12 protein-coding genes and 1 pseudogene are annotated in these 14,720 nt (G+C 59.6%); 2 read left to right on the top strand and 11 right to left on the bottom strand.

Features of this window, described 5'->3' with window-relative positions:
* Positions 1 to 10: 10 nt before the first annotated feature.
* Genes SO156_RS06730 through SO156_RS06720 form a run of 3 tightly spaced genes read right to left on the bottom strand, consistent with a single transcriptional unit; the run spans position 11 to position 2,927 of the window.
* Complete coding sequence (locus SO156_RS06730) at positions 11 to 1,153, bottom strand: pyridoxal-phosphate-dependent aminotransferase family protein (RefSeq protein WP_498534275.1); 1,143 nt, start codon at positions 1,151 to 1,153, stop codon at positions 11 to 13.
* A 29-nt stretch (positions 1,154 to 1,182) separates the two neighbouring features.
* Positions 1,183 to 1,680 carry a LeuD/DmdB family oxidoreductase small subunit gene (locus SO156_RS06725; protein ID WP_498534274.1) on the bottom strand — a complete coding sequence of 166 codons (498 nt, stop codon included), beginning with the start codon at positions 1,678 to 1,680 and terminating at the stop codon, positions 1,183 to 1,185.
* Positions 1,677 to 2,927, bottom strand: coding sequence for a 3-isopropylmalate dehydratase large subunit (locus SO156_RS06720; RefSeq protein ID WP_498534273.1), 1,251 nt, complete (start codon positions 2,925 to 2,927; stop codon positions 1,677 to 1,679). Before SO156_RS06720 ends, SO156_RS06725 begins: the two co-directional genes overlap by 4 nt.
* A 200-nt stretch (positions 2,928 to 3,127) precedes the next feature.
* Here SO156_RS06720 and SO156_RS06715 point away from each other — a divergent pair, with 200 nt between their 5' ends.
* Together SO156_RS06715 and SO156_RS06710 are read left to right on the top strand one after the other, a co-directional pair.
* Positions 3,128 to 3,862, top strand: a complete 735-nt coding sequence (locus SO156_RS06715) for an IclR family transcriptional regulator (protein ID WP_498534272.1) — start codon at positions 3,128 to 3,130, stop codon at positions 3,860 to 3,862.
* 388 nt (positions 3,863 to 4,250) lie between these two features.
* Positions 4,251 to 4,424 (top strand): annotated as a pseudogene (locus tag SO156_RS06710) (IS110 family transposase); the annotation flags it as partial.
* A 1,212-nt stretch (positions 4,425 to 5,636) separates the two neighbouring features.
* Here SO156_RS06710 and SO156_RS06705 read toward each other — a convergent pair.
* The 8 genes from SO156_RS06705 to SO156_RS06670 form a co-directional block, all read right to left on the bottom strand.
* Positions 5,637 to 6,692, bottom strand: coding sequence for a LacI family DNA-binding transcriptional regulator (locus SO156_RS06705; protein WP_498534271.1), 1,056 nt, complete (start codon positions 6,690 to 6,692; stop codon positions 5,637 to 5,639).
* Positions 6,692 to 8,290, bottom strand: a complete 1,599-nt coding sequence (locus SO156_RS06700; protein WP_498534270.1) for a GMC family oxidoreductase — start codon at positions 8,288 to 8,290, stop codon at positions 6,692 to 6,694. Before SO156_RS06700 ends, SO156_RS06705 begins: the two co-directional genes overlap by 1 nt.
* Before the next feature lie 21 nt (positions 8,291 to 8,311).
* Positions 8,312 to 8,755 carry a MaoC/PaaZ C-terminal domain-containing protein gene (locus SO156_RS06695; RefSeq protein ID WP_498534269.1) on the bottom strand — a complete coding sequence of 148 codons (444 nt, stop codon included), beginning with the start codon at positions 8,753 to 8,755 and terminating at the stop codon, positions 8,312 to 8,314.
* Positions 8,756 to 8,834: 79 nt separating this feature from the next.
* A complete protein-coding gene (locus SO156_RS06690; protein WP_498534268.1) occupies positions 8,835 to 9,809 on the bottom strand; it encodes a substrate-binding domain-containing protein in 975 nt (324 codons plus the stop codon).
* A 52-nt stretch (positions 9,810 to 9,861) separates the two neighbouring features.
* Complete coding sequence (locus SO156_RS06685) at positions 9,862 to 10,893, bottom strand: ABC transporter permease (RefSeq protein WP_498534267.1); 1,032 nt, start codon at positions 10,891 to 10,893, stop codon at positions 9,862 to 9,864.
* Positions 10,872 to 11,711 (bottom strand): Cof-type HAD-IIB family hydrolase, encoded by an 840-nt coding sequence (locus tag SO156_RS06680; RefSeq protein ID WP_498534266.1) that lies wholly within the window; start codon positions 11,709 to 11,711, stop codon positions 10,872 to 10,874. The genes SO156_RS06685 and SO156_RS06680 overlap by 22 nt, the downstream gene beginning before the upstream one ends.
* The gene (locus SO156_RS06675) at positions 11,711 to 13,192 is read right to left on the bottom strand and encodes an aldehyde dehydrogenase family protein (protein ID WP_498534265.1); all 1,482 of its coding nucleotides are present in this window, start codon (positions 13,190 to 13,192) and stop codon (positions 11,711 to 11,713) included. Before SO156_RS06675 ends, SO156_RS06680 begins: the two co-directional genes overlap by 1 nt.
* A gap of 10 nt (positions 13,193 to 13,202) precedes the next feature.
* Positions 13,203 to 14,711 (bottom strand): sugar ABC transporter ATP-binding protein, encoded by a 1,509-nt coding sequence (locus SO156_RS06670; protein WP_498534264.1) that lies wholly within the window; start codon positions 14,709 to 14,711, stop codon positions 13,203 to 13,205.
* Between the last annotated feature and the right edge of the window lie 9 nt (positions 14,712 to 14,720).

The raw sequence follows: 14,720 nt of genomic DNA, 5'->3' as shown, positions 1-14,720 counted from the left end.
TTGCTGTTGCCTATCTGTTTTTGGCGAGGTGTTCGGTGGCGGTTTTGACGCCGGCACCAGGTTCGACGGGCAGGCCTAACTTCGTCAATACGTCTTCCAGATGAAGCAAGTCGGTCAGAATGGTTGAGGCACTGAATGCACCCATCGTGCCAAGCCTGATGACCTTTCCCGAGAGACGGTTGCGCGCGCCTGCGATGACCGTGCGATGATCCTGATAGAGCCTCCGCACGATCGTTCCGCCCTCGAGCCTGTCAGGCACCTTGAAGACGACGACCGTGTTCGAGCGCGGTCCGTGCTCGCAAAAATCCGCAAGCCCGAGCGCCGCGCCGCCGGCGCGCAGTGCGCCGGAAAGAAGTTCGTGACGGGCATGGACGTTCGGCAGGCCTTCCTCGTGCATCATCATCAGGGCTTCGCGCAGGCCGTAGAGCAGGCCGACCGGCGTTGTGAACGGAGTCTCGTTCAGCTCAACGGATTTTAGCGCGCGGCGGAAATCCCAGAAGAACACGGGGCGCTTCTCGTCTAGCTCGATCACGCGCCATGCCTTGGGGCTGACGCTGGCAAGCGCAAGGCCCGGCGGGCACATCAGCGCCTTCTGCGAGGCCGAGACGACGATATCGACGCCCCATTCATCCTGCCGCATCGCGATGCCGCCGAGGCCGCTAACGGAATCGGCAATGAGCAGCGTCGGCCGGTCCCGCACCAGCGCACCGAGTGCCGAGAGATCGGCCACCATTCCGGTCGAGCTCTCATTGTGGACGACGACGACGGCGCGATAGGTGTGCTCGCGCAAGCGTCCCTCCACAGCGGCAATGTCGATGGCCTTGCCCCACTCGGTCGCAACGGTGTCGACCGTGATGTTCATGGCCTTGGCGATGGAAGTGAAGCGTTCGCCGAACTGGCCGTGCTCGACCACGATGATCCGGCTGTCAGGCCCGGCCACGTTGACGAGCGCGGCTTCCATCACGCCCGTCCCGGAGCTTGCAAAGAACATGACGCGGTTGGTCGTGCCCAGCACCGGGCGGATCATCTCCTCGGTCTCGCCGATCGCGGTTTTGCATTCGGGGCCGCGATGGTTGACGATCACCCCGGCCGTTGCCTGCCGTACCCTTTCCGGCACTTCCGTCGGGCCGGGAAGCCGAAGACGATATCCCATCGCGGGAATCGCTAAAGGTGTGTTTGTCGTCATATTATGAAGTCACCATTTTTGCGCATGTAGGGAACGAGGCCGCCCGCACTGAGGATCGCCTTCATAATTTCTCGAAGAGGCTCCGGCCTCAGCGTCTCGCCGCTGCGGGCGTTGCGGATCGCGCCTGTCTCATCGGAGACAAGAACGTCGCCGGCGCGAATGTTGCCGGTGTCGCAGATCAGCGGCAGCAAGCCATTGTTGATCGCGTTGCGGTAGTAGGTGCGTGAGAAGCTTTTTGCGATCACTGCCGGAATGCCGGCGCCGAGCACCGTCGTGACCGCAACTTCCATCGCCGAGCCGCACCCAAAATTCTTTCCCGCCACCAGAATGTCGCCGGGCTGCACCGAGGCTGCGAAGGTCGGGTCGACATGTTCGAACAGGAACTGCTTGAGCACATCAGGATCGAGGCTCTCTCGCTTGCGCGTCGAGCTGATGATCGAGTCCGTGTTAACGTCGTCGCCGACAAGCCGTGCGCGTCCTCGCAAGACGGTCATCGCGACACCTCGCCGGGATCGGTGACGACACCGCGGGTCTCGGCGGCTGCACAAGCGGCGGGGGAGGCGAGATAGATCGACGCCTTGGCGTTGCCCATCCGTCCTTTGAAGTTGCGGTTCGCGGTCGAGATGACAGAGACGCCGTCGCCCGGGATCACCCCGCAGGTGCCGTAGCAGGAGCCGCAACCCGGCTCGACCACGGTGGCGCCGAATCCCACCAGCGCATCCAGCGTTCCGTCGGTCGCCACCTCGCGCGAGGCCGGCGTGACCACCAGCTGCACGCCGGGTGCAACGCCGCCGCCGGCCCGCAACACGTCAACGGCCCGGTGGAAATCGCGCAAGCGGCCGCCGGTGCACGTACCGAGATAGACCATCTGGATCGGCGTGCCGCTGGCGTCTGCGAGTGGAACGACCTGATCCACAAGATGCGGCAACGCGATTTGCGGTGTGAGTTGATCAAGCGCGATCTCCACGGTCCTGATGTACTGGGCATCCGGATCAGGCGCGACCGGCTCGAAAGCTTGCCCGGTGCGCCCCTGCAAGTACGCGGTGGTTTCCGCATCAGCCGGAAAAATTCCGTTCTTCGCGCCCATCTCGACCGCGAGGTTGCTCAGCACCAGCCGATCCTCGAGTGCGAGCATGGCGACGCCTGGTCCCGCAAATTCGAGCGCCTGATAGGCCGCGCCATCCGCGCCAAGCCGGCCCGCGAGCGCCAAGGCAATGTCCTTGGCGTAAACGTCGCGCGTCAGCGCTCCAGTCAAGACGACGCGGATCGTTTCGGGCACGCGCAGCCAGATCCGGCCGCACAGCATGATCGCGGCGAGATCGGACGAGCCGATCCCGATCGCAAAGCAATTCAGCGCGCCGTAAGTGACGGCGTGGCTGTCGGCACCAACCACCAACCCGCCGGGTAGCGCACGACCGGTTTCGACGATGAGCTGGTGACCGATCCCCGCGCCGGCCTCATGCAAGGTGACGCCGTGTTTTTCAGCAAAGTCCCGAATCACGCGATGCAGGCCGACGGTCTGCGCACTCGTCGGCGGCACGTAATGGTCGAGTGCAAGCACCAGTCTGGACGCATCGCGCAGGCGTTCGCCACCCATCGCCTTGAAGTGGTCGAGCGCCATGGGGACGGAGCCGTCGGTGCCGAGCGCGCAATCGACCTCGCAGACGACGAGATCGCCCGCACGCACCGGCTGCCCTGACTTTCGGGTGAGGATCTTCTCGGAGATCGTACGCCCGGCCATCGCTAAACCTCAGACAGCTCGCAGCCGCCGCGATCCGCGTCCGCAATAGCGCGCGCCCATTCGCCCGCAAAAGCCCGCCTGCGGGAAAGGATCCTGAAGCCCGCGGCCATGCAGACCCTCATTGAAAATGGAACGCTGTTACGCCTAATGTAACGGCCAGGAAGCTGCGGTCAACCGAAATCGGCGAAACGGGAAGGTCCATGCTCAAGACACAAGGCGTTGCCACCGTGCAGCGGACATTGGTGATCCTCGACAGCTTCATCGGATCCGGCACACGAAGTCTGGCCGAGATCGCCAAGATCACGGGCCTCGCGAAGCCGACCGTGATGCGCTCGCTGGTATCGTTGGACGAGGCAGGTTACGTCGTCCGCCTCAGCGATGGTCGTTATGCACTCGGCGCCAAGACCTTTCAGCTCGGCAGCACCTATCGCGCCAATTTCAATCTCGAACATCATGTGCTGCCGGCGCTGCAGCAACTCAGTCAGCAAACACTCGAAAGCAGTGCGTTTCACGTGCGCGAGCGCGATCAGCGGCTGTGCTTGTTCCGGGTGGACTCGCCACAACTCGTCCGCGACGTCGCGCGCCCTACGTCTCTTGCGTCGCTCGATCTGACGTCGACGGGGCAGGTGCTGAGCACGGCGCGCTGGAGCGACCGAGTTGGTGAAGGTGCGCGCGTCTTCGTCAGCTCCGGAGTCTACGACACCGTCACTGCCTCGTTGTCGACCGCCGTGTTCGGTCACGAGGGCGCCCTGGTCGGCGCCATGACCGTCAGCGGCCCGGTCGAGCGCATACGTCAGGCCGACCTCAAGGCATTGGCGTCGCGGCTGACCGATGCCTCGCATCGGCTCTCGCTTGTGCTGGGCGCGCCGCTGCCCCGCGAAGCCGGCAGCTTGCGGATCATCAACCTGCCGTCGGCCGAAACCGGCGCGCTGTGACGTAGATTCCGGCCCCACCAAGCCACCACCAGCCCTAACCACGTTCGGTCGACCCTCACTGAGGTCGACACCCTGTGCAAGCGGCAATTCGCGGTCCTAAACATGCCTGAATTACCAGGCCTGAAAAACGGGCTCGTATCGGGTTTCCCTTTAGGGCACTTCATGTTTGAGACCGTCACCACCGCGATTCTGCGCGCGCTCCTTGATGAAGTTTGCGAGCGATCATAATGCCTTCCGCCACCCCCCGTTTTGCGAGGAGCACCGCCAGTAACCTGCCCATAGTTGCCGGTATCACAACCCAAGCGTCATCTGCAGCTGGGCCGATCAAACTCCTAGTTCAGCTGCTGAGCAAAGTAGAGGTCTGAGGCGCCAAGACAAGGAGCACGCCATGTCCAAGACACCCAGCACTGCGATCGCCGCGATCGGCGTCGATATCGGCAAAAACTCGTTCCACGTCGTGGGCCACGATGCACGCGGTGCCATCGTGCTACGGCAAAAGCGGTCGCGTGGCCAAGTGGAAGCGCGGCTCGCCAATATATCGCCTTGCATGATCGGCACCCAACGATCATGTCCGCTGAGGGGGCAAACGGCGAAGAACTCCGGTTGAGCAAATCTGGTCTGCTCTGCCGCGATAAGCGGACTTCCATCGGACGTGGCGCAACTTCGCTGATGGGTCGATGCCTTGTAAGGTCTGCAATGGGTCAGCTGCGAAGTCGCGAGGAGGGCAGCTTCTGGCGCAAAGCGGACTATTCTGGTTGCGCGGTGGCCGGGCGATCGCGAGGTCCAGTTGCGTTCTTGACGGTATTTGTAGGTGTGCCGCGCTTGAGCGAGTATCGCAGTCTTGTCTACGCAGGCCACCTGATCAGTCGATTGACTCCGATAGGTATCGGAGCCGCCAACATTACGAGCGGCTCGAATTTTCCCGTAAATTCGAGATCAAAAAATTGCGGCGGGGATACCGTCGGCGTTTGTCCGTCAGATCTAGAAATTCGTGCTTGCAAATCAACGACGCAGCGTCGTTCGAAATGATAGAGTGGAAGTAGTGAGGCTGGGCGCAATCGCGCAGCCCAGCGTAGTTTTGGTGGGGGCTGTTTCAAGTTACTTTCATATTCAGCGACTGACCAAAGTTGCGGCCGAGCTTAAATGCGGTGGAAGGCGGCATTCCACTTCCCTTCCACTGACAGAGTATTCATGCGCACTATGGCGTGCAAAATGGCAGAACGTCGTGAGGCAAGGGAGCGGCAACGAAGTGGTTCACTGGAGCGAGAAGCATCTCGTCCAGTGGCCGTGATCGCTCATCGCGCGAAATGCGATCGCAACCTACCGCCTTCACGATTGAACGACGTCCAACGCGCGCAGAGAGATGCGTGCCATGCGCCTTCAAACATTCCGGGACGAAAGCCGCTCCAGACACTTCGATCTAATCGGCGGAAAGGGTCACTCTTGGTCGGTTGACCTGGTCATCCTGATGGCTGCCGGCATCCTAGCGGCGGGCTTCGCCCGGGTCCGCGTCCTAGATCTCCAGCACCGCGAACATCACCCGCGTGGTCCTGTATTACGGCTGCCGAGCGTTCGGCCGTGCTCTTCGGCGTGCCGACCAGGCAGGTGGTCGAGTTCGGCACGGAGGTTTTCGGTACACACAGGTCCATCATCACAATTCAACGAAATCAACGGCCTGGAGGAGGCCCCGACGACGCCGATTCGGGGCAATTTTCGATCGGCATTCACACCAAACTGTCGCTATTGGCGGATCTGCGCCGCGAACAGTTCGCTTCTACACCCGCTCACGGATTAGAGTGGGTGCTTTCGCAGTCGTTTGCCGTTCGACGTATTCGACGTTAAGTTCGATGCGTCGCTTCATCGCTTTTCCCGGTTCGCTTCGCACGATGTACTGACCGGCTTCCGTGCCCATTTCATATGCCGGCACGTTTAACGTCGTCAGAGGCGGATCGACATAACCGGATATTTCAAGATTGTCGAAGCCGATAATCGAAAGCCTCTCGGGAACGGCGATACGTCGCCGCCGGCACTCATGCACAGCCCCAATAGCCAGGACGTCGCTACCGCAAAATAGCGCCGTGATATTTGGTGCCGAGTCCAGAAGAGTTGCCATCGCCTTCTGGCCATCGCCGATCTGGTAGCGCGCCTCGTGCACGACGATGTTCGCCCGTTCGATCCCCTTAGCCGTCAGCGCCTCAACGAACCCGTCCACGCGCGCCTGTGCGCGATCGTTGTTCGCCGTAATGCCGGCAAGCATGCCAAACTTCCGGTGACCGAGATCATAGAGCTTGTTGGCCGCGAGCGCGGCGGCGCGCCGATTATCGAAGCCCACGCTAGTAAAGCCAAAATCATCCTGCAGCGCATATGTGACCGCGAAGGTGATGTTATGGCCGGCAATCAGCTCGAAGGTCTTTGCACGATGACGTGTGCCGACCAGAACAATTGCCTCGACGCCTCGCTCGACAAGGGTCCGCGCCTGCTTGTATTCCTCGTCGAGATCATACTCGGAGGTATTGTGAATGAGCGAAAAGCCGCTCTTCTCCAACACATGCTGAAGGCCAGCGATCATCTCCGCATAGATCGAGTGCCGAAGTGTTGGAATGATAACGCCAACCAATCGCGACCGGCTTGACCTTAAAGAGCGAGCCGATTCATTTCGAACATAGCCAAGCTGTTCGATCGCGTCGTCGATCGCGACGATGACGGTGCGGCTAACGACCGAGGGATTGTTAAACCGGCGCGAAACTGTTGCAGGTGCGCACCCAGCCAATTTCGCGACGTCGGCAATGCTTACACGTCGGTTGTCACTCTTATCCGATTGATCCGACATCAGTTCCGTTCATTGCCTTTGATAAAGTCTGCTACTCGCTCACCGATCATAATCGCAGTCGCGTTGGTATTGCCAGAGACGAGCTTTGGCATGACCGAATTATCGGCGATGCGCAAACCATCGACACCTCTCACCCGCAGCTGAGTGTCGACCACAGATCGAACGTCGCTACCCATTCGGCACGTTCCGACCGGATGATAGCCCGTCCTCGCCTGGGCGCGGACAAATGCCTCGAGTTCTGACTGGCTTTGGACATTTACCCCTGGAAAATGTTCCTGCTTCAAATAAGGCGCCAGGCTGTTGCCTTCCATTATTTTTCGGCCAAGCCTGACACTGTCAACCGTTTTTGCCAAGTCTTCCGGGTCGGACAGGTAGTTCGGGTCGATCCTTGGAAACGTCCTCGGATCGCTGCTGGCAAGGGAAACGGTTCCCCGGGAACGGGGCCGCGTCAAATAGGCGTTCAAAGTACACCCGTTTCCGCCCGGGACATCCTCAATACCGGCCTCGACACCGGCGCCGGCCAAAAAGTGAAATTGGACGTCAGGCTGGGGATCGGCCTTGTCGACCCACCAGAAGGCGCCGCCTTCCACGACGTTTGACGTTACCGGGCCTGATCGGAAGAGAGCGAACTGCATGCCCGCCCAGATCTGCCAATGGAGCTTTTTGTATTTATCGTAGCTATGAGGTCCGGTCAGCTCATAGATCATGAACACGTCGAGATGATCTTGCAGATTTCGACCGACCTCCGGACTGTTAGCGATCACATTGATGCCCAAAGCGGAGAGGGCATTCACATCGCCAATCCCAGAATGCATCAAGAGATTGGGCGTGCCGATCGCGCCCGAGGTCAGGATGATCTCGCGATTTGCGGTGACCTTGCGTGTCGCACCAGACTCTTGCACCTCGACGCCAGAAGCCCGCTTACCATCGAAAATTACCCGAAGGACCTGCGCATCGGTCAGGACCGTGAGATTTGCTCGGCCTTCCACCGGGTGCAGATAGCAGTTTGCCGCACTGGACCGACGCCCGCTGCGGTTGGTCACCTGGTAGAGCCCGCAGCCGGCCTGATTGCCTGAATTGAAGTCAGAATTGTAGGGCAATCCGGCCTGTTGGCAGGCCTTCAGCCATGCGTAGGTGAGCGGATGCGTATAGGCTTGGTCGGATACCTTGAGCGGGCCGCCGACACCATGCAACTCCCCCGCCAACCGAGTATTGTCCTCTGCCTTCTTGAAGTACCGCAGGACATCGCTGTAGCCCCAACCGGGGCAGCCGAGGTTGTTCTTCCAGTTATCGTAGTCGATTGGCGTCCCGCGCATGTACACTTGCGCGTTGATTGAACTTCCGCCGCCCAACACGCGAGCCTGCGCAAATGGTGTTACGATGTTATCTTGCTGACGCTGCTCGGTCGTCTTGAACCCCCAGGTGAACTGCGGCCCTGTCGTCTTGTAGTAGGTGACCGGCAGGTGGATGTAAGGGCTCCGATCTCGAGCTCCCGCTTCGATGAGCAGGACGCGAGAGTTGGGATCCTCGCTCAGGCGCGCTGCAACGGCACAACCGGCGCTTCCGCCTCCAACAACAATATAGTCGGCCGAACTCACGCTGCCTCGGGTTGTCATCGCTCAATCAGCCTTCTTCACCCACTTCAGAAGTCCGGTCGCAACAGCGACGGTCTCGTCCCGCTGATTGCGCGCCTCAACCTTCGCCACGGTGCGGCGGCGCACGGTATCGACCTCGGTGATCGTATATGTCAGCGTCACGGTGTCACCGAAGAAGACGGGACCAGTGAACCGAATGCGATCGTAACCGAGCGCAACTGGCGTTTCGCCCTTGGTGTGCGCATCCTCGGCTTGGGCTACGATGATCGTCGACAAGGTCGACATAAAGCCAACCAGCAGCGCACCATGGGCGATACGCCTCCCATAAGCCGATTTCTCCATGAGCGCTTGGTTGACGTGCACGGGGGCAAGGTCCCCGGTGATACCGGCAAACAGGTACACATCGCTCTCACTTACGGTCTTGCTAAAGCTTACCGACTGACCGACTGATAAATAGAAATCCTTCATATTCGTCCCTCGCTTGCTTTTCTGAATGAGGAATGAGCGGGACGGGCGGTAATTGTCCTGACCCGCTCACTCCGACCGATCAGAACCCTTTGCCGATCCAGTCGTTCACGTTGTCCTTTGTGATGGTGTTCGACTGAAGGATCACATTCCCCTTCACCGGTTTTCCGATGCAGGCGAGATAAGCATATTCGATGCCTTCTGGGGCTACGTAAGGGAAGGTGAACGTGGCAAACAGCTTGCCATCCTTGATTGCCTGGATGGCGTTGTTTTGCCCGTCCAGACCCGTCACCATGATCTCCTTCTGCCGGCCCGCGGCCTCGATCGCAGTGATTGCACCAAGAGCCATTTCATCGTTGTGCGCGTACACGCCGCTGATCTGACCGGACGGGAACCGCTGCAGCACGTCCTCCATGAACTTGGCTGCATTTTCACGCAAGAAGTCTGCGTTCTGCGTGGCAACGATCTTCATGCCGGAGTTCTTGGCGATTACGTCGTCAAAACCCTTCTTACGCTCGACGGCCGCGCTTGCCCCCGCAGTCCCCTCGATTTCGATGATGTTTCCTTTGCCCTTGAGTTGCTTGACGAAGAACTCTGCAGCCTGTCCCGCGATAGGCTCGTTTTGCGCCGTAATATAGGTCGTTACGGGCGTGTTGACCTTACGGTCGAGTGCGACGACTGGAATATTCGCCGACATCACATCTTTCACGACGGGGGTGAGAGCTGCCTCCGTCAGGGGGCTGATCATCAGTACGTCGATCTTTTGGGCCATCAGACTTTCGACGTCGGAAACCTGCTTGCTCGACGCATTTTGGCCGTCGGTGACAATCAGCTGAACGTTCGGAAGGTGCTCGGCCGCCCATTTGCGGTTTCCCTCCACCATGGCGACACGCCAGGGATGGTTCATCGTTCCCTGACTGAACCCGATCTTGCACTTCTTCGTAAGATCAACGCCCTTCATGACGTCGTCACTTGCGAAAGCGCTGGTCGCCGCGAGAAGAGTGGCAAGCGCACTAGCTCCGGCAAGAACCCGGATCACAGACACAAATGGCAGCATGTATTCCTCCTTGGTTAAAGACGATGTACAAAGGCGAGGTCGCAATTCCCGCTCACCGACGGGGCCTCAAGACTTCAAACGAAACTGCTACGATAATGATCGCGCCTTTCACGATCTGCTGCGTGAACGGCGAGATGCCGATGAGATTCATCATGTTTGCGAGTACCGCGAGAATGCAGGCACCGATGGTCGTTCCGACCACACTGCCGATCCCGCCGAAGAGGCTTGCACCGCCGATCACCGCAATCGCGATCGCCTCGAGCTCAAGGCCCGTGCCAGCCGTCGGTTCGCCGACCGTTAGGCGGGAGACGAACACGAGCGCAGTCAGGCCTGCGAGCAGCCCGGAGATCGTATAGACCCCCAATTGGACCGCGGTCACGTTGATACCGGAGAGGCGCGCGGCCTCTGCGTTCGATCCGACTGCATAGACGTTGCGACCAAACGCAGTATAGCGCAGGACGAAAAAGGCGATCATGGCGACAGACAGGAAGATCCAGACGGCTACTGGAAGACCGGCGACACTCGATCGACCAATCCAGCTGAAGTCGCCAGCCGTAAACGTGACGTCAATCGGTCGGCCGTCGGACAGGGTCAGAGCGAACCCCCGGAGCATCACCATCGTACCGAGCGTCATAATAAAGGGCGGCATCTTGAACAGCGTGATTCCAACGCCGTTCACGACGCCGAACGTCGTGCCGATTGCGAGCGCGCCCAGAATGACGAGCGGAATCGGGGCGCCTGCGTTCAGCATCATAGCCGTCGAAACGGACACAACCGCGACGATCGAGCCGACCGACAGATCAATGCCTGCCGTTAAGATCACAAATGTCAGGCCGATACTGACGATCCCATAGAGAGCGACCTGACGCAGCACGTTGATCAGATTAAACGGGCTGAGAAACGCGCTAGAGATCATTGAAGAGATCAGGATGAGTGCGATCAGAGCCAGAAAGAGGCCGCTGATTGCCAAGCGCTGCTGGATGAACCGCCCGATCCCCGACGACGCAGTCGTGAGGGGCACATTTTTCTCTGCGATATGCACTGTCATAACTCCTCCGCTGCCTATACGTTGGCCAAACGCCATGTTTCCTTGAAAAGTCTCTCGATCGCGACAGCCACACCTACGTCTGCGTTGCTCGCCGTCGTCCACTTCGCAGCGTCGCGCACCTTCTGCGAGGCATTTCCCATTGCGATTGAGAGACCGGCGTAAGCCAGCATGGGAAGGTCGTTTTCACTGTCACCAATCGCGACGGTGTGCTGCTGATCAACACCGATGCTCTTGGCGAGCTCTGCGAGGCCACTGCCTTTAGTCACGTGACGCCGCCCGACTTCGAGATAATTGACGTGCGACATTGCGCAGGACAATTCGTCAACGAGCGCGGCCTGCAACAAGCCGAGCTTGTTGGTCTCTGCTAGAGAGCTGATCACCAGGAATTTGAATAACGGCTCCGGAAGATTAGCGAACTCGCAGACCACGTAGTTATCGCCGAGATGAGCGAAGTCGTCGGCAAGCTTGCTGTCGCGATCCTCGACGTAAACATCGTCTCGTCCATAGGCCGCGACAGAAAGCCCCATCGCTAGACACTGGGCGGCAATGGATGCTGCCTTGGCGCTCTCAATCGTATTCTCTGAACCGCTAGAGGAGTGGATTGCAGACCATGCACCCTGTTCGCGCTGCAGAATCAGAGCGCCGCCAAAGCAGATCGCATAATCTATCTCGCCGAGATCCTTAAGAATGACGCCGAGTGCGGCGGGTCCACGAGCGGTCGCCAAGGCGACGTTGACACCCGCCTTACGCGCACGCTGGACGGCATCACTGACCCTCGGCAACAAACGGAAGTCGTCCGTCAGCAACGTCCGATCGACGTCAAGCGCCAGGAGGTGTCGGTTTGAGGCGCGCATTAGCGATGGTCCTTTGGGAAGATCGGTGCGCAAGGCGCCGACGACAGGATGACTGTCTTGAGCTCCGTGAAATCCTGGAAACCGGCATTCCCCAGTTCACGCCCGAAGCCGGACGACTTAATGCCGCCGAACGGCAATTGGGGTGCCCCGTCCAACGTTGTGTTGACCCACACAATGCCGCTCTCAAGGCGCCTGCTGGCGTTCATCGCCGTCTCGAGGCTTGTCGTCCAGATGGTGTTGGCCAATCCGTAGTGGGTGCGGTTAGCGAGTTCAATCGCACCGTCTGGCGTCTGAAAGCGGGTAATGCTGAGCACCGGCCCAAACACTTCGTCGGTAAACAGCTCGTTGCCTGGATTGACGTCGGTGAAGATCGTGGGTGTGACAAAATTATCGGACAAGCCGGCGCCGGGGGTGCGTCGGTCGCCGCCGACCACAAGCTTCATGCCACTCTGCCTGGCGCGATCAATGTACCCCATCACCTTAGCGGTATGCGGTGCACTGATCATCGAGCCGAGATCTGTTTCGATCGCGCTCGGATCGCCCACACGGAGCGCCACCGCTCGATCAGTCAGCTTGCGAATGAATTCATCTGCAATTCCTTCGGCAAGAAAGAGGCGCGAACCAGCTACGCAACACTGCCCCTGAAACGCGAAAATCGCCTTTAGCGTACCTTCCAGCGCGCTATCGAGATCGGCATCGTCGCAGACGATGTTCGCCGACTTCCCCCCTAGTTCGAGGGTCACGCGCTTCACGCTGTCGGCGCTCGCCCGGATGATGCGCTGTCCAACCACGGTCGAGCCGGTGAAGCTGACCATATTGACTCCGGGATGCGTGGTAAGCGCGCTGCCGGCCTCGCTTCCTTCTCCGGTAACGATGTTAAGAACTCCTGGCGGTAGGCCAGCCGCGCAAGCCAGGCGCGCCACTTCCAGCGCCGAGCCGCTCGTCATCTCGGAGGGCTTGACCACCACGGTGCAGCCGCTGGCCAGTGCGAAGGGGACCTTCTTCGCGAAGATCTCGATCGGGAAGTTCCAGGGGACGATCACGCCGGCGACACCAACGGGCTGCCGCAGCACAAGACCGGTCTTCCCGGACGGAAGGTTTGTATAAGCCTCGCCATGGGACTGCGACGCCATTGAAGCGGCATGTCTGGTGAAGGCGGCGGCCGCACCAATGTCGCCCTGAACAAATCGGCGCGGCTTGCCGACCTCGTCGACTTCAATATCGATCAGCTTCTCGGCATTTTGGTCGATAAGATCGGCCCAGCGGAAGAGAACGGCTGCACGTTCCAGCGCCGACATCCGCGGCCAGGGGCCGGCATCGAACGCCTTGCGCGCCGCTGCGACCGCCATATCGATCTCTTGTTGGCCGCCCTGCGCGAAGCGAGCCGTGACGGCATTCGTCGCAGGATTGGCGCGATCGATGGACTTTACGTTTGAGTTCATCCGCCAATCGTTGTCGATGAAATGTGCATACTCCCGCATATTCGCTCTCCTAGTCGGTCGCGGCGTGCATGATCTTCTCTTCAGTAAGATCTGCGCGCGGCAATTCGGCAGTTACTCGCCCTTCGTGCATCACGATGGCGCGGTCACAAAGACCAATGATTTCTGGCAGCTCTGACGAGACCATGACGATAGCCAAGCCTTGCTTGTCAGCTAGGTCGACCAAGAGCTGATAGATTTCCCGCTTGGCACCGATATCGACGCCGCGAGTCGGCTCATCGACGAGTAAGACGGCGCAATCGGCGTTGAGTAACTTGGCAAGCACGCATTTTTGCTGGTTGCCTCCACTCAAATTGCCGATCGTTTGCTTTGCGTTTGGCGTTCTGACGCGCAGCGACTGGATGTATCCGTTCGCCATTGCGCTCTCCGCTTTTAGCGAAAGAACGCCTGCCTTCGCGACGGTCGACAGCTTGGCAATGGAGATGTTGAAGGCGATGTTTTGGTTGATAAACAGCCCTTGATGGCGACGATCCTCGGGAAGCAGGCCAATGCCGTGGGCGAGCGCGTCCTTCGGCGACGACGGCAATTGTGCCATTCCGTTTTTGACAAAGCGTCGAGCTGTCGCGTGATCCGCCCCGCAGAGCGCTCGGAGTAATTCAGTGCGCCCGGCTCCCGCGAGGCCGCATACGCCGAGGATCTCACCCTTTCGTACGACGACGGAGATGTCGTTCAAGCTACGGTTGGCCAACCCTTCGACGATGAGGACGGGGTCGGAAATCTTTAGTTTCCGCTCTGGGTAGATGCTAGCTAGCTCACGACCCACCATCATTCGGACCAGTGAGTCTTTGTTGAGCTTCTTGGTCTCCTCGACGCCAACCCGTCGCCCATCTCGGAGTACGACCGTACGTCCGGAGATGGCAAAGACTTCCTCGAGCCGATGCGAGATGTAGATGAAGCTTACACCCTCCTTCGAGAGCCTCGCGATGATGGCGAAAAGCTTTTCAAGCTCAGAATCACCTAGCACGGCGGAGGGTTCATCAAGGACAACGATCTTCGCGCACCGCGACATTGCTTTAGCAATCTCAACGATCTGGCGATGGGCGACGCTCAGATCGCGGACTTTTGTGTCCGGCTTGATGTCGAAGCCAAGCCGCTCAATGGCCTTCCTGGCGCCGTCATTCGCCGAACGCCAATCGATCAAGCCCCAGCGGGTTTTTGGCAATCGGCCAAGGTAAATATTCTCGGCGACGGTCAGGTCGCTGGCCAGGAGAAGCTCTTGGTAGATGACCGCCACACCGCGGTCGAGCATCTGGTGGGGCGTGGCGTGCTCAACGATTTCGCCAAAGAGCTCGACGGTGCCGCTATCCGCGTGATGAGCGCCGGAGAGTATCTTCATAAGGGTGGACTTGCCGGCGCCGTTTTCGCCGACAAGCGCCAATACTTCTCCGACTTTGAGGTCGAAGCTTACGTCATCAAGAGCGGAAACGCCCCTGAAGCGCTTCGAGATACCTTCCATCCGCAGCGCGATAGGGGGATTTGCACTTCCTGCGAGAGCGTTCATGGCTAGTCC

This window comes from Bradyrhizobium sp. UFLA05-125 (assembly GCF_059803515.1).
Note: the sequence above shows the minus strand (reverse complement) of the source record. Positions and strands in the feature narration are given on the sequence as shown.

Bases quoted from the DNA above. Each gene is read 5' to 3' on its own strand.
- SO156_RS06730 (WP_498534275.1), bottom strand. From the start codon at position 1,153: ATGGGATATCGTCTTCGGCTTCCCGGCCCGACGGAAGTGCCGGAAAGG.
- SO156_RS06725 (WP_498534274.1), bottom strand. From the start codon at position 1,680: ATGACCGTCTTGCGAGGACGCGCACGGCTTGTCGGCGACGACGTTAAC.
- SO156_RS06720 (WP_498534273.1), bottom strand. From the start codon at position 2,927: ATGGCCGGGCGTACGATCTCCGAGAAGATCCTCACCCGAAAGTCAGGG.
- SO156_RS06715 (WP_498534272.1), top strand. From the start codon at position 3,128: ATGCTCAAGACACAAGGCGTTGCCACCGTGCAGCGGACATTGGTGATC.
- SO156_RS06705 (WP_498534271.1), bottom strand. From the start codon at position 6,692: ATGTCGGATCAATCGGATAAGAGTGACAACCGACGTGTAAGCATTGCC.
- SO156_RS06695 (WP_498534269.1), bottom strand. From the start codon at position 8,755: ATGAAGGATTTCTATTTATCAGTCGGTCAGTCGGTAAGCTTTAGCAAG.
- SO156_RS06690 (WP_498534268.1), bottom strand. From the start codon at position 9,809: ATGCTGCCATTTGTGTCTGTGATCCGGGTTCTTGCCGGAGCTAGTGCG.
- SO156_RS06685 (WP_498534267.1), bottom strand. From the start codon at position 10,893: ATGGCGTTTGGCCAACGTATAGGCAGCGGAGGAGTTATGACAGTGCAT.
- SO156_RS06680 (WP_498534266.1), bottom strand. From the start codon at position 11,711: ATGCGCGCCTCAAACCGACACCTCCTGGCGCTTGACGTCGATCGGACG.
- SO156_RS06675 (WP_498534265.1), bottom strand. From the start codon at position 13,192: ATGCGGGAGTATGCACATTTCATCGACAACGATTGGCGGATGAACTCA.
- SO156_RS06670 (WP_498534264.1), bottom strand. From the start codon at position 14,711: ATGAACGCTCTCGCAGGAAGTGCAAATCCCCCTATCGCGCTGCGGATG.